Annotated in this window: 18 protein-coding genes; 4 read left to right on the top strand and 14 right to left on the bottom strand. The window is 41.6% G+C overall.

Annotated elements, in window-relative coordinates; all coding sequences use genetic code 11:
- Positions 1–23: 23 nt before the first annotated feature.
- From rpsQ to rpsJ, 11 genes are read right to left on the bottom strand one after another with little or no spacing between them, the layout of a single operon-like run.
- Complete coding sequence (gene rpsQ / locus P20311_RS00300; protein ID WP_008108356.1) at positions 24–281, bottom strand: 30S ribosomal protein S17; 258 nt, start codon at positions 279–281, stop codon at positions 24–26.
- A complete protein-coding gene (gene rpmC / locus P20311_RS00295) occupies positions 281–472 on the bottom strand; it encodes a 50S ribosomal protein L29 (RefSeq protein ID WP_008108355.1) in 192 nt (63 codons plus the stop codon). Before rpmC ends, rpsQ begins: the two co-directional genes overlap by 1 nt.
- Complete coding sequence (gene rplP / locus P20311_RS00290) at positions 472–885, bottom strand: 50S ribosomal protein L16 (protein ID WP_008108352.1); 414 nt, start codon at positions 883–885, stop codon at positions 472–474. Before rplP ends, rpmC begins: the two co-directional genes overlap by 1 nt.
- Before the next feature lie 12 nt (positions 886–897).
- A complete protein-coding gene (gene rpsC / locus P20311_RS00285; RefSeq protein ID WP_008108350.1) occupies positions 898–1,599 on the bottom strand; it encodes a 30S ribosomal protein S3 in 702 nt (233 codons plus the stop codon).
- 12 nt (positions 1,600–1,611) lie between these two features.
- Positions 1,612–1,944 carry a 50S ribosomal protein L22 gene (gene rplV, locus P20311_RS00280; RefSeq protein ID WP_004588690.1) on the bottom strand — a complete coding sequence of 111 codons (333 nt, stop codon included), beginning with the start codon at positions 1,942–1,944 and terminating at the stop codon, positions 1,612–1,614.
- Between the two features lie 13 nt (positions 1,945–1,957).
- Positions 1,958–2,236, bottom strand: coding sequence for a 30S ribosomal protein S19 (gene rpsS / locus P20311_RS00275; protein WP_004588689.1), 279 nt, complete (start codon positions 2,234–2,236; stop codon positions 1,958–1,960).
- Positions 2,237–2,251: 15 nt separating this feature from the next.
- A complete protein-coding gene (rplB, locus tag P20311_RS00270; RefSeq protein WP_008108345.1) occupies positions 2,252–3,076 on the bottom strand; it encodes a 50S ribosomal protein L2 in 825 nt (274 codons plus the stop codon).
- Positions 3,077–3,093: 17 nt separating this feature from the next.
- Positions 3,094–3,396: a 50S ribosomal protein L23 gene (rplW, locus tag P20311_RS00265; RefSeq protein ID WP_008108343.1), complete on the bottom strand. Its 303-nt coding sequence runs from the start codon at positions 3,394–3,396 to the stop codon at positions 3,094–3,096.
- Positions 3,393–3,998, bottom strand: a complete 606-nt coding sequence (gene rplD, locus P20311_RS00260; RefSeq protein ID WP_008108340.1) for a 50S ribosomal protein L4 — start codon at positions 3,996–3,998, stop codon at positions 3,393–3,395. The genes rplW and rplD overlap by 4 nt, the downstream gene beginning before the upstream one ends.
- Before the next feature lie 17 nt (positions 3,999–4,015).
- Positions 4,016–4,651, bottom strand: coding sequence for a 50S ribosomal protein L3 (gene rplC, locus P20311_RS00255; RefSeq protein WP_008108338.1), 636 nt, complete (start codon positions 4,649–4,651; stop codon positions 4,016–4,018).
- A 27-nt stretch (positions 4,652–4,678) separates the two neighbouring features.
- Positions 4,679–4,990 carry a 30S ribosomal protein S10 gene (gene rpsJ / locus P20311_RS00250; protein ID WP_002957900.1) on the bottom strand — a complete coding sequence of 104 codons (312 nt, stop codon included), beginning with the start codon at positions 4,988–4,990 and terminating at the stop codon, positions 4,679–4,681.
- Positions 4,991–5,417: 427 nt separating this feature from the next.
- Here rpsJ and plsB point away from each other — a divergent pair, with 427 nt between their 5' ends.
- Entirely contained in the window at positions 5,418–7,856 is a 2,439-nt protein-coding gene (gene plsB / locus P20311_RS00245; protein WP_008108305.1) for a glycerol-3-phosphate 1-O-acyltransferase PlsB, read from the top strand.
- A gap of 55 nt (positions 7,857–7,911) precedes the next feature.
- On the opposite strand, the gene tesB is transcribed toward plsB, so the two are convergent.
- Positions 7,912–8,769, bottom strand: a complete 858-nt coding sequence (gene tesB, locus P20311_RS00240; protein WP_008108303.1) for an acyl-CoA thioesterase II — start codon at positions 8,767–8,769, stop codon at positions 7,912–7,914.
- A gap of 83 nt (positions 8,770–8,852) precedes the next feature.
- On the opposite strand from tesB, the gene P20311_RS00235 reads away from it, so the two are divergent.
- Both P20311_RS00235 and P20311_RS00230 read left to right on the top strand, forming a co-directional pair.
- Entirely contained in the window at positions 8,853–9,311 is a 459-nt protein-coding gene (locus tag P20311_RS00235) for an EVE domain-containing protein (protein ID WP_008108301.1), read from the top strand.
- A gap of 100 nt (positions 9,312–9,411) precedes the next feature.
- Positions 9,412–10,443 carry a hypothetical protein gene (locus tag P20311_RS00230; protein ID WP_008108299.1) on the top strand — a complete coding sequence of 344 codons (1,032 nt, stop codon included), beginning with the start codon at positions 9,412–9,414 and terminating at the stop codon, positions 10,441–10,443.
- A gap of 30 nt (positions 10,444–10,473) precedes the next feature.
- Here the strand turns inward: P20311_RS00230 and P20311_RS00225 are convergent, their stop codons facing one another.
- Positions 10,474–10,665 (bottom strand): hypothetical protein, encoded by a 192-nt coding sequence (locus P20311_RS00225; RefSeq protein ID WP_008108297.1) that lies wholly within the window; start codon positions 10,663–10,665, stop codon positions 10,474–10,476.
- A complete protein-coding gene (locus P20311_RS00220; RefSeq protein ID WP_008108295.1) occupies positions 10,665–11,732 on the bottom strand; it encodes a potassium channel family protein in 1,068 nt (355 codons plus the stop codon). Before P20311_RS00220 ends, P20311_RS00225 begins: the two co-directional genes overlap by 1 nt.
- A 166-nt stretch (positions 11,733–11,898) precedes the next feature.
- Here P20311_RS00220 and P20311_RS00215 point away from each other — a divergent pair, with 166 nt between their 5' ends.
- Positions 11,899–12,846 carry a chemotaxis protein CheV gene (locus P20311_RS00215; protein WP_008108292.1) on the top strand — a complete coding sequence of 316 codons (948 nt, stop codon included), beginning with the start codon at positions 11,899–11,901 and terminating at the stop codon, positions 12,844–12,846.
- The last annotated feature ends 63 nt before the right edge of the window (positions 12,847–12,909 follow it).

The raw sequence follows: 12,909 nt of genomic DNA, 5'->3' as shown, positions 1-12,909 counted from the left end.
TATAAAACAGACTTAATTAAAAATTAAGCTTGTTTTGGACGTTCAACAACATCTACCAAAGTCCAAGATTTGTTCTTAGAGATTGGAGCGCATTCACGGATAGTGACAGTGTCACCCGCTTTTGCAGTGTTATTTTCGTCATGTACGTGTAACTTAGTCGTACGTTTGATGAATTTCCCATAGATTGGGTGCTTCACGTAACGTGCGATAGCAACAGTGAAAGATTTTTCCATCTTGTCGCTGATTACACGGCCTTGAAGAGTACGAATTTTATCGCTCATTATTGACCTGCCTTCTGGTTAATAATTGTTTTTACACGCGCGATATCGCGACGTACTGTTCTTAGCGTGTGTGTCTGAGCTAGCTGACCAGTGCTTGCTTGCATGCGCAGGTTAAACTGCTCACGAAGAAGACCTAGAAGTTCAGCATTAAGCTCTTCTACGCTTTTATCTTTTAGTTCGTTTGCTTTCATCACATTACCGTCCGAGTTACGAAAGTTGTTTTGAATGGCAGCTTACGAGCAGCAAGGTTAAACGCTTCACGAGCAAGCTCTTCTGAAACACCTTCCATTTCGTAAAGTACTTTACCAGGCTGAATTTCAGCAACCCAATATTCAACAGAACCTTTACCTTTACCCATACGAACTTCAAGAGGTTTTTCTGTGATCGGCTTGTCAGGGAAGACACGGATCCAGATTTTACCTTGACGTTTCACGTGACGTGTCATAGCACGACGAGCTGCTTCGATTTGACGAGCAGTCATGCGGCCACGACCAGTAGCTTTCAAACCGAAAGTACCGAAGCTTACTTTGTTACCGTTTTGCGCTAGACCACGGTTGCGGCCTTTATGCATTTTACGGAATTTTGTACGTTTTGGCTGTAACATTACTCGCTACCTCTACTTAGCACTTTTTTTGGCTTTCTTTGGTGCGCGTTTAGCTGGCTTCTCTTGCTCTTGTACTAGTGGTAAACCACCAATAACTTCGCCTTTGAAGATCCAAACTTTAACACCAATGATACCGTAAGTGGTTAAGGCTTCAGAAGTTGCGTAGTCGATATCAGCACGAAGAGTATGTAGAGGTACACGACCTTCACGATACCATTCTGAACGTGCGATTTCTGCGCCGCCAAGACGACCGCTAACTTCAACTTTAATCCCTTTAGAACCGATGCGCATTGCATTTTGTACCGAACGCTTCATAGCGCGACGGAACATAACACGACGCTCTAGCTGAGAGGCAATGCCGTCTGCTACTAGTTGTGCATCTAGTTCTGGTTTACGTACTTCAGAAATATTAATCTGAGCAGGTACACCAGCGATTTTAGTTACCGCTTGACGTAATTTTTCTACGTCTTCGCCTTTTTTACCGATAACAACACCCGGACGAGCCGTGTGAATAGTTACTCGGATAGATTTTGCTGGACGCTCAATAACGATTTTAGACACAGAAGCCGCTTTCAATTCCTTAGTAAGGAATGTACGTACTTTGTGATCGCCAAAAAGCTGTGCAGAGAAATCTTTTGAATTCGCGTACCAGGTAGAAACCCAAGGTTTAGATATACCTAGGCGAATACCAGTAGGATGAACTTTTTGTCCCATTACTTATATCTCCTAGCTATCTGAAACCACAACAGTGATGTGGCTTGTACGCTTAAGGATGCGGTCTGCGCGTCCTTTAGCACGTGGCATAATACGTTTCATTGTTGGACCATCGTCCACAAAGATCGTTGTTACACGTAGCTCATCAATGTCAGCACCTTCGTTATGCTCTGCGTTAGCAATAGCAGACTCAAGTACCTTCTTAACTAATACAGCCGCTTTTTTCGGGCTGTACGCCAGGATTTCTAGTGCGCGATCGACAGGTAACCCGCGGATCTGATCTGCAACTAGACGTGCTTTTTGCGCCGAACCAGAGGCGAATTTATGTTTAGCTAATGCTTGCATTTATCTTCCCCTCTTAACGTTTCTTCGCTTTCTTATCCGCAGCATGGCCACGGTAAGTGCGAGTTGGTGCAAATTCACCTAGTTTGTGACCGATCATTTCGTCAGAAACGAAAACTGGTACATGCTGGCGACCATTATGGACAGCAATGGTCAATCCGATCATGTTAGGTATGATCATTGAACGACGGCTCCAAGTTTTAATTGGCTTCTTTTCACCGCTTTCCAAAGCTTTCTCTACCTTCTTCAGCAAGTGTAGGTCTATAAAAGGACCCTTCTTGAGAGAGCGTGGCATGGCTATTCCTCAATATTACTTAGTACGACGACGTACTATAAATTTATCCGTACGCTTGTTCTTACGCGTCTTAGCACCTTTAGTCGGTTTACCCCATGGAGACACAGGATGACGACCACCAGATGTACGACCTTCACCACCACCGTGTGGGTGATCAACCGGGTTCATGGCAACACCACGAACTGTCGGACGAATACCACGCCAGCGATTTGCACCTGCTTTACCAAGTGAACGAAGCATATGCTCAGCATTGCCTACTTCACCTAGCGTAGCACGACAGTCAGCTTCAACTTTACGAACTTCGCCTGAACGAAGACGTAATGTTACATATTGACCATCACGAGCAAGGATTTGAACGTATGCACCAGCAGAACGTGCAATTTGAGCACCTTTACCTGGTTTTAATTCTACGTTGTGAACAGTCGAACCTACAGGCATATTACGCATAGGTAATGCATTACCAGGTTTGATTGGTGCATCAACACCAGACTGGATTGCATCGCCAGCTTTTAAGCCTTTAGGTGCGATAATGTAACGACGCTCACCGTCTGCATATAATACAAGAGCGATGTTTGCGCTACGATTTGGATCATATTCTAAACGCTCAACAGTGGCTGGAATGCCATCTTTAGTACGTTTAAAATCGATTAAACGGTAATGCTGCTTATGACCACCACCGATATGACGAACCGTAATACGACCATTGTTATTACGACCACCTGATTTAGAGTTTTTCTCTAATAGTGGTGCGTAAGGTTTACCCTTATGTAAATCTGGGTTAACCACTTTAACTAGGTGACGACGACCCGCAGAAGTTGGCTTACACTTTTGAAGTGCCATAATTCTAACTCCCCTTATTACTCGGCGCCGCCGACAAAGTCCAGCTCGCTACCTTCTTTAAGAGTAACGTAAGCTTTCTTCCAGTCGCTACGACGACCGAAACGCATGCCAGTACGTTTTGTTTTACCCTTAACGTTAAGTGTGCGAACACCAGTTACTTCTACTTCAAAAAGCTTCTCAACTGCCGCTTTAACTTCAGCTTTAGTTGCGTCATTTGCTACTTTAAAAACAATAGTATTGTTTTCTTCAGCAGCGATTGTGCTTTTTTCAGAGATGTGTGGAGCAAGGATCACTTTTAAAAGACGTTCTTCACGGATCATGCTAGCGCCTCCTCAAGTTGCTTAACAGCAGCAGCTGTAATTAGTACCTTGTCGAAAGCAATTAAGCTTACAGGATCGATACCAGCTACATCACGTGTGTCAACCTTGTACAGGTTACGTGCCGATAAGAAAAGATTTTCATCTACTTCTTCAGTCACGATAAGAACATCTTTAAGCTCAAGTTCTTTAAGCTTAGCAACTAGTTCTTTAGTTTTTGGTGCTTCAAGACCAAAACTTTCAACAACGATTAAACGCTCTTGACGAACTAATTCAGATAAGATGCTTTTGATCGCACCACGGTACATTTTACGGTTTACTTTTTGGCTGTGGTCTTGTGGTTTAGCTGCGAAGCTAACGCCACCTGAACGCCAAATTGGACTACGGATTGTACCAGCACGTGCACGGCCAGTACCTTTTTGAGCCCATGGTTTTTTACCACCACCGCTTACTTCAGAACGTGTCTTCTGAGCACGAGTACCTTGACGAGCACCTGCTGCGTATGCAACAACTACTTGGTGTACTAATGCTTCGTTAAACTCACGTCCAAAAGTAGCTTCAGAAACTTCAAGAGCGCCAGAAGCGTCTTTAATTGCTAATTCCATCACTAAATCTCCAGGACTTATGCTTTAACAGCTGGTTTAACGATAACGTCACCGCCGATAGCGCCAGGTACTGCACCTTTAACTAAAAGCAGGTTACGCTCAGCGTCAACGCGAACTAGTTCAAGGTTCTGAGTTGTTACTTGCTCATTACCCATTTGACCGGCCATTTTCTTACCTTTAAACACCTTACCAGGTGATTGGTTTTGACCGATTGAACCAGGAGCACGGTGAGATAGAGAGTTACCATGTGTAGCGTCTTGCATGCTGAAATTCCAGCGCTTAACACCACCTTGGAAACCTTTACCTTTAGAAGTACCGGTTACGTCAACTTTGTTGATTTCGTTGAATAATTCAACCGTAAGCTCTGCGCCTACTTCAAAATCGCCTTCACCACCATTTAGGCGGAATTCCCACAGACCGCGACCCGCTTCAACACCAGCTTTAGCGAAGTGACCCGCTGTTGCTTTGTTTACACGGCTTGCTTTTTTAGTGCCTGCGGTTACTTGAAGCGCGTTATAACCGTCTGTTGCGTCAGATTTGATCTGAGCAATGCGGTTAGGAGTCGCTTCAATAACTGTCACAGGGATAGATACACCATCTTCAGTGAAGATACGTGTCATACCCACTTTACGACCGACTAGACCTAATGCCATTTTCCTAAAACCTCTCTAATCTTCCGATTAACCCAGGCTGATTTGAACATCAACACCAGCAGCAAGGTCTAAACGCATAAGTGCGTCTACAGTCTTGTCAGTTGGTTCTACGATGTCGATCAGACGTTTATGGGTGCGGATCTCGTACTGATCACGCGCGTCTTTATTAACGTGCGGTGATGTAAGTACAGTAAAACGTTCAAAGCGTGTAGGTAGTGGAATTGGACCACGTACTTGTGCGCCAGTGCGTTTCGCAGTTTCCACGATTTCCGCCGTTGATTGGTCAATCAAACGGTGGTCAAAAGCTTTTAGGCGAATACGAATGCGTTGATTTGACATTCTTAAACCTCAATATAAAGAGCATTTAAAGAGCATAAAAAAACGACCGAAACAATCTTAATAATTAAGATGCCGGTTGTTTGATTATATCTACGTTGAGTTCCAAATCGGAACTCCTGTTTATTAGCTTGAAATCCAAGCTTAATTTATTCTTTCTTGTTCCCGAGGGAATTTTGAAAGCCTGCGTATTATAATGATACTGGTGATAAATGCAACAACTATTTAGACATAATTACTTTGTTATTGTCGTTTAAATAACGGTCAAGTTTATTAATAGTGAACGTAATGGAAGTGATGATGTCACTATGATGTCATAGCATGTCGATTAATCTGCAGGGGATTTTTTAGATATTATGTTATCCTATGCGCTAATTTTGCTGTTATATACCCATATTGGTTTGGGTAACTACTCTCTTATGGTGAGTCAATGCGTATTTTAAATTATGGTTTAAATCTTATCTCTGGTGGTATCAGCCGCTTGTTTGTTAAAAGCAAAGTACTGCCTGAAAAACCTTTAGAGCAATTTGAGTTAAACCCTAAAAACCCGACCTTTTATATAGTGCGTTTAAATTCACGCTTTGATTTAGCGGCACTGGCGCGTGTTTGTAAACGAAATGGTTTACCTGACCCAACCGAGCAGCAAGTATTAGGCGACGAAGCGTTAGATCGCTTTATCGGCATTAAAAACCCACCACCGCTATTTGGTGATAAAGAAAAGCCTACCAATGCATTGGCCCAAGGCAAACATATTGTTGAGCACTTATTAAATAGTGGCCAAAAAAATGTGCAAGTGGTGCCCGTGACTATTTTATGGGGCCGTGCACCGGGTAAAGAAAAGCCTGGATTGAGTACACTGCTCTCACATTCGCTGACTCCTAGCTGGTTCAGAAAAATCTTCGTGGTGCTTTTTTCAGGAAGAGATAACTTTATTCGATTTAGCCAACCACTCGACTTATCCTTATTGGTTAATGAAAAAGCCGACGTTAATGAACTGCCTCATAAACTACTGCGTGTAGCTCGAGTTCACTTTAAACGTCAAAAGCTGGCTGCAACAGGGCCTAAAATACCATCTCGGGAGCAATTATTTAGTTCGCTGCTAGCATCACCCACAATTAAAAAAGCAATTCAAACCGAGGCTTCTGAAAAAAACATCAGCCAAGCCCAAGCGCGACAAAACGCCTTAAAGCTGCTTGATGAAATTGCTGCTAATTACAGTGACGCCACCATTCGCGTTGCCGACCGTATTTTAACCTGGCTTTGGAACAAGCTTTATAATGGTATTGATATAAAATACACCGAGCAAATTCATGACCTAACTAATAAAGGCCATGAAATAATCTACATGCCGTGTCATCGCAGTCATATGGATTACTTGCTACTTACCTACTCTATTTACCATCAAGGGCTTGTCCCACCGCATATTGCAGCTGGGATCAACCTCAACTTTTTCCCAGCAGGCGGGATATTCCGCCGCAGTGGCGCGTTTTTCATTCGCCGTTCATTTGCTGGTAACAAGCTCTACTCAGCGGTATTTAAAGAATACTTAAGCCAGTTATTTATAAAAGGTTACTCGGTGAAGTTTTATACCGAAGGTGGCCGCAGCAGAACCGGACGTTTATTACCCCCAAAAACCGGCATGCTCGCCATGACAATGCAAGCCATGCTGCGTGGTATTGATCGCCCAGTATCGATTGTGCCTGTATATATAGGCTACGAACACGTAATGGAAATAAATACCTACCTAAAAGAGCTCGCGGGTAATGATAAAAAGGGCGAGTCAATATTAGGTATTTTTAAAGCGATTAAAAACTTAAAAAACTATGGCCGTGGTTATTTAAACTTTGGCGACCCTATTTCTATTAACCAATACTTAAATGACAACCAACCCGACTGGCGTGAATCAATTCATGCAACCGATGTGCAAAAGCCACAATGGTTAGGACCGCAAGTTGCGAATCTTGCTGATCAGGTTATGGTTAAAATTAATAATGCAGCCGCACTCAACTCAGTAAATTTACTGGCGATGATACTGCTAGTAAACGATAAGCAGGCATTGAGTAAACCTAAATTGCTAGCTCAGCTTGAGTTTTATCTGCGATTACAGCGTGAAGCTAGCTATAGCAATAAAATAACTGCGCCCGATGAAACGCCAGAGCAACTGCTAGAACATGCCCTAAAGCTGAATAAGTTTGATGTGATCAGCGACGAATTTGGCGAAATAATCGCGATAAACGATAAAGAAAAAACCTTATTTAATTATTATCGTAATAACATTTTGCATATTTTTGCAGTACCAAGTCTAGTCGCCCTGCATTTATTTAAGCAGCATCAAAGCACCGTAACCCAGTGCCATCAACTGGTAAACTCTTTTTATCCGTTATTTGCCAAAGAGTGGTACTTACAAGAGCTTGATGAAAGCTATGTAACCCGTATTTTAACTAACTTTAGCGATCAAGGCTTAATTGAACTTGATGGTGATAACATTAAAGTGACTCAAAATAACGATAGCTTTGCCAAACTCGAAATGCTCGGTCGTGCATTAAGCTTCACTCTGCAACGCTATGCGATTGTAATTGGCTTTATTCAGACCAGCCAAGGCATTGAAAAAGCAGAGCTTGAACGTGAAAGCTATGTGCTGGCACAGCGCTTAGGTACGTTACATGGCATTAAAACACCGGAGTTTTTTGATAAGAAGGTACTTAGTAGTTTTATTTCCAATCTCCGCGAACAAAAGCTAATTAGTGAATCTGATAGCGGCTTACAAGGCAGCCAAGAGCTGTGCGAGACCTACAAGCAACTACAAACACTCTTGCCGGCACGTATTTGGCAATCAATTACTGACATTGTTCACGCTCAATGTCAGTAACAGACTCTAATTACCCACTATGTTGAATTAACTCAATATAGTGGGTTTTGAAGTGTTAACGCTGACGCATTACCCCTTCTTGAATAGTAGAGGCTACCAAATTTCCTTGGCGGTCAAAAAACTGCCCGCGTACCAACCCTCTTCCTGAGCTCGCGCTTGGGCTATCAATAGTATATAAAATCCAATCATCCATTCTAAATGGACGATGAAACCACATAGCATGATCAATAGTCGCTACTTGCATATTCGGCTGCATAAACGAGACACCATGTGGCTGCAGTGCGGTTGGTAAAAACTCAAAGTCAGACGCATACGCTAATAAGTAGTTATGAATACGTTGATCGTCCGGCATATCGCCATTGGCTTTAAACCAAATATGTTTTACCGGCTCTATGGCCTCTGGCTTAAACGGATTATGAAAATTAACCGGACGCATTTCTATCGGCATTTCACGAATAAACTTATTACGGATTGCTTCAGGAATATGCTGCGCATTTTCTTGATAAAACTCTAACGAAGAACGCAGCTCTTCAGGTGCGGGAACATCAGGCATGGTAGCTTGATGCGATAATCCTTGCTCTTCACCTTGAAACGACGCCGTCATGTAAAAAATAGGTTTACCGTACTGAATGGCGCTAACTCGACGAGTACTAAAACTTTTACCATCGCGAATCGTCTCTACATCATAAACGATTGGCTTTGCAGCGTCGCCTGGGCGTAAGAAGTAAGAATGTAAGGAGTGAACAATACGTCCTGCAGGTAATGTTTCTTTAGCTGCGGAAAGCGCTTGTCCCATAACTTGACCGCCAAACACCGCTCTAAAACCTAAGTCTTGGCTTTGCCCTCGATATAAACCTTGCTCAATTTCTTCAAGTGACAATAGCGACAATAAATCATCTAATACTTGGCTCATTATTTCTTCCTCAATCCCCTAATTTCTAAATGATACTATACAATACTGGAAAAATACTAACTCACTGATTGAGGAAATATAATATGGCTTTTTGGCTGTTTAAAACCGAACCCGACGCCTTTTCAATTGATGACTTAAAACAAGCCCCAGAGCAAACAACGCTATGGGAAGGTGTACGTAACTACCAAGCGCGTAACTTTATTCGTGATGATCTACAAAAGGGCGATTTGGTGATGATTTATCACTCTAGCTGCAAGCAAGTTGGCGTTGCAGGACTTGCAGTGGTTACTAAGACCGCTTACCCCGATCCAACTCAATTCGATTTAGGTAGTGACTATTACGATGCTAAAGCAACCACTGAAAATCCTCGTTGGTTTGTAGTGGAAATAACCTATCAGGCGCATTTAAGTAGTTTAGTCAGCCTACAAGCAATCAAAGCAAATAGTGCTATAACTGATATAGCACTTAAAAAAAGTGGCCGTTTATCGGTCATGCCAGTAACCGACAATGACTGGCATGAAATTTTAAATATGGCGAAATAAGTCACCAAGGTAACTATCCACCAGCGTAGCATGTCACCGCTCGATTTTCTTATGTAGCCAGATTTGTTATGATCTGCGGCTTGTGTGTACTGGAGGAAAAATGAAATTACTGTATTGGTTAGATGAATGGTTAACTCTCAGTGATGATGAGAGGCAAGCAAAGCTACCAACCTCTGGTGGAGATTTACTCGGTGATGTGTATGTAAAATATCACTTTGTTGATCTCAATAAACCTCTGCTTTTTACTTTTTCTCCTGCGGGCACTGATGTGCAAGAACGCGATTTGAACGAAGACTTTGCCCCATGGGGCTATCATTTAGCACAAAAGCAAAACGTTAATATTATTGCGTTTCAGCATTTGGGTAAAAGTAACTGGTTTCGTAATCGCAATTTAATCTTTTTTATTGAGCAATTAGCTCCCTTACTTTATCCATTTAAAACCAAGTTAGGTTATGGGCTTAGTCGTGGCGGTTTTGCTGTGGGTGCATTTGCTAAATTACTAAAACTCGACAAAGTACTGTTTTTCCACCCTGTTAGCACCAAAAACAAGCTACTCGCCCCTTGGGATGACCGATCAAGTACCGAGATAGCCCAGCAATATGACTGGCAAGGTGACTACCATGACTTAGATTTAGGGGATGCCGAGGGTTACATTATTTACGATCCAACTAATCGTATTGACCGCCAACATGCTAAACGCTATAAACAACTCACTCACTTACGCGTGTTTGGTATGGGGCACGGCACTCATGCCACTTATTTAAATAAGTTTGGCTTTTATAAACAAGTGGCAGTTGATTTTATTCGTGATCAGCAAATCGACATTGCGCAATTTAGGCTGCAAACAAAAACACTGCGTTTAAAAGAGGATTATTATAAAAAACTTAATAAAGCCAACGCTAAGTCGCCACATCGCCAAGCGTTATTAAGTACCGCTCACACTATTTTAATTGATGAAAAAGCCACGCATGTAAAAGAGCATCAAGCGCAAATTGATATTCAACCACTAATAGACGTAGCCATTAAACATCAAGACGAAAATCCTACCGATGCTATTAAGCTATTAGAGGTGGCACAACAACTCGTGCCAGATGATCCGCTGGTTGAGCATAAACTCAAGCAATTAAAATAACACTGGGCAACTCAAACGTTGCCCTTGCTACTATTTTTTCTTTGCGTGCCCTTGCTTGGGAACAATTGAAAAATATAAAATAAGCGCTATCCAAGAGAAAAAAATAGCGCCGACCAACCAGCCATTTTTCTCATGGCCATGGCTACGCTTACTGTTAAGAATTATCATAATAGGGAAAATGTAAGCACATAAAACAATAATTAAAAAAGCAATTTCAGTCATTATTTTTCCAAGCTAGGCCAATCAACTTCACCACTCAACACTCGCTCTTGCGCGATATAATGCAGTATATCACCCGCATTTACTGCGTAATCTAAAGGTGGATTTAAATCCATATTTTTTGCACTTAAATTATGAGCCACCCCTAATAATATTGCATCATGATCGTACTTAAAATGATGAAATAATTTACCAAACTCCATGGTTTTTATATCACTGGGTATTTGTAGACTAAATTGTGTATCACCATGCAAAGTAGATAATAGTTCTTCTTGAACACGACTTGAGCCAGGGTCTTGCATTGAGCGCACCAAAATCTCTGCTGACTTAGTGCTACTGCATTCTACGTTATGACAATGCTCTAGTAACATTTCCACTTTTGTTTCATCAAAAAAGTGTGCGCTAATGTGACAATCTTCTTTAACTAAACGACTAATACGCAGTGCGGTAGTAAATGTTTGGTCGTCATCTTGACCATCAATAATCACTTTATCGGCGTGGCGAATGGCAACGCGTTCTAATTCATCCAAATCAGTGAAACTGGTTAGGCGAGCAAAATCAACATTCTCATTACTTAAAAACGGATGCTCTATTTGTTCAGTAACCGCTAATAAAATACGGCGATCTGTCCGCTTAGTATCAGCCAAAATGTAGTCGATCATTTTTTTGGTACGAGCATTATGCCAACCAAAAATAATAATATGATTGCTACTGTGAGCAAAGTTTTTATCACCAGTCATAGCGCGCCTAATTAAGTAAGTTACTGTTTGTCCTGTTTTACCCAACAAGACACCAAATAAAGCCAAACCAAAAGGTATTTGTATTAATGCGACAATCCAACGACCTAAGTCAGTTGATGGACTTAAATCCCCATACCCTACCGTTGAAGTGGTTACCGTGTAGTAGTAAAAAAAAGTACCCGGTGAAAGCAATGCCTGCTCATTTGCCACTAACAATAAGCACCAAGTAAGCAGCATATGTAAGGATGTTGCTATTACAACAGACTGCCAACTTACCTGATCAATATGGCTGCGCAACAGCACAACAATACGTTTAAAAATATGATGCATAATTTTTTGTTAATCGATTGATTATTTAAATCATTTAGTAACACGATACTGTACATGATAACACTTAAGCAACGTTTTACTGTAATCGAAATATTCACGGTTCGTTATGAAGAAAAATAAGAGTAAACTATAGTTATAAAGTTATGAGGAAAAATATGGGTCTATTATGTCAGGTGTTTTAGCGTCAGTTGATCAACGTACTCAGCTTGTAGGTGAGAATCGTTTAGAATTGCTACTTTTTTATTTACATAGCCGCCATTTATTCGCACTCAATGTATTTAAAATTAAAGAAGTGGTGAAGCTTCCCCGTCTAAGCAAAATACCGCACTCTCACCCTAAGGTGACGGGTGTTGCTAATATTCGTGGTGAATCTATTCCGGTGATTGATCTACGCCAAGCAATTTCTATGTCACACAAAGAACATAGCGACGATTGTAATCTCGTAGTAACAGAATATAACCGTACCACCCAAGGTTTTTTAATTGGCAAAGTTGATCATATTTTAAATATGACCTGGTCTGACATTATGCCGCCACCGAGCTCTGTGGGTAAAAATCATTATATTACGGCACTGACTAAAGTGCAGCGTGATGGCCAAGAGCAATTAGTTGAAATTATTGATGTAGAAAAAGTGCTTGTTGAAATAGTTGAGTACGAAGTCAATATTACTGATGGGGTGTTAGATGAAACCATCGTAAACGAATTTGCAGGACGCAAAATATTGCACGCCGATGATTCGCCAACAGCACGTAAGCAAGTTAGCGATACGTTATCGCAGCTTGGTATCGAAATTATTCCTGCCAGTAATGGCCTAGAAGCCCTACAAATGCTCAAAGGCTGGGCTGATGAAGGACGCGATGTTGAAAAAGAGCTGCTAATGGTGATTACCGATGCCGAAATGCCTTCAATGGATGGCTATCGCTTAACCTATGAAATACGTAACGATAACCGCTTAAAAAACTTACATGTTGTTCTTAACACGTCCCTAAGTGGCAGCTTTAACCAAGCCATGGTGGAAAAGGTCGGCTGTGATGCATTTTTATCAAAATTTCAGCCTGACTTACTGGTGCAAGAAGTACAAAATCGTTTAAAACATGTGTTAGGCAACGCTTAATTATAAAACTAGCAAATATCTGCCAGGGTAAATATTTGCTAGTAACATTCTCCTCATCAGCAA

The sequence above is a fragment of the Pseudoalteromonas sp. BSi20311 genome, from assembly GCF_000239875.1.
Taxonomy (GTDB): Bacteria; Pseudomonadota; Gammaproteobacteria; order Enterobacterales; family Alteromonadaceae; genus Pseudoalteromonas.
The sequence above is the reverse complement of the archived record's forward strand: the minus strand, read 5'-3'. Positions and strand labels throughout refer to the sequence as shown.

Coding starts and splice junctions, on each gene's coding strand:
- rpsQ (WP_008108356.1), bottom strand. CDS start 281: ATGAGCGATAAAATTCGTACTCTTCAAGGCCGTGTAATCAGCGACAAG.
- rpmC (WP_008108355.1), bottom strand. CDS start 472: ATGAAAGCAAACGAACTAAAAGATAAAAGCGTAGAAGAGCTTAATGCT.
- rplP (WP_008108352.1), bottom strand. CDS start 885: ATGTTACAGCCAAAACGTACAAAATTCCGTAAAATGCATAAAGGCCGC.
- rpsC (WP_008108350.1), bottom strand. CDS start 1,599: ATGGGACAAAAAGTTCATCCTACTGGTATTCGCCTAGGTATATCTAAA.
- rplV (WP_004588690.1), bottom strand. CDS start 1,944: ATGCAAGCATTAGCTAAACATAAATTCGCCTCTGGTTCGGCGCAAAAA.
- rpsS (WP_004588689.1), bottom strand. CDS start 2,236: ATGCCACGCTCTCTCAAGAAGGGTCCTTTTATAGACCTACACTTGCTG.
- rplB (WP_008108345.1), bottom strand. CDS start 3,076: ATGGCACTTCAAAAGTGTAAGCCAACTTCTGCGGGTCGTCGTCACCTA.
- rplW (WP_008108343.1), bottom strand. CDS start 3,396: ATGATCCGTGAAGAACGTCTTTTAAAAGTGATCCTTGCTCCACACATC.
- rplD (WP_008108340.1), bottom strand. CDS start 3,998: ATGGAATTAGCAATTAAAGACGCTTCTGGCGCTCTTGAAGTTTCTGAA.
- rplC (WP_008108338.1), bottom strand. CDS start 4,651: ATGGCATTAGGTCTAGTCGGTCGTAAAGTGGGTATGACACGTATCTTC.
- rpsJ (WP_002957900.1), bottom strand. CDS start 4,990: ATGTCAAATCAACGCATTCGTATTCGCCTAAAAGCTTTTGACCACCGT.
- plsB (WP_008108305.1), top strand. CDS start 5,418: ATGCGTATTTTAAATTATGGTTTAAATCTTATCTCTGGTGGTATCAGC.
- tesB (WP_008108303.1), bottom strand. CDS start 8,769: ATGAGCCAAGTATTAGATGATTTATTGTCGCTATTGTCACTTGAAGAA.
- P20311_RS00235 (WP_008108301.1), top strand. CDS start 8,853: ATGGCTTTTTGGCTGTTTAAAACCGAACCCGACGCCTTTTCAATTGAT.
- P20311_RS00230 (WP_008108299.1), top strand. CDS start 9,412: ATGAAATTACTGTATTGGTTAGATGAATGGTTAACTCTCAGTGATGAT.
- P20311_RS00225 (WP_008108297.1), bottom strand. CDS start 10,665: ATGACTGAAATTGCTTTTTTAATTATTGTTTTATGTGCTTACATTTTC.
- P20311_RS00220 (WP_008108295.1), bottom strand. CDS start 11,732: ATGCATCATATTTTTAAACGTATTGTTGTGCTGTTGCGCAGCCATATT.
- P20311_RS00215 (WP_008108292.1), top strand. CDS start 11,899: ATGTCAGGTGTTTTAGCGTCAGTTGATCAACGTACTCAGCTTGTAGGT.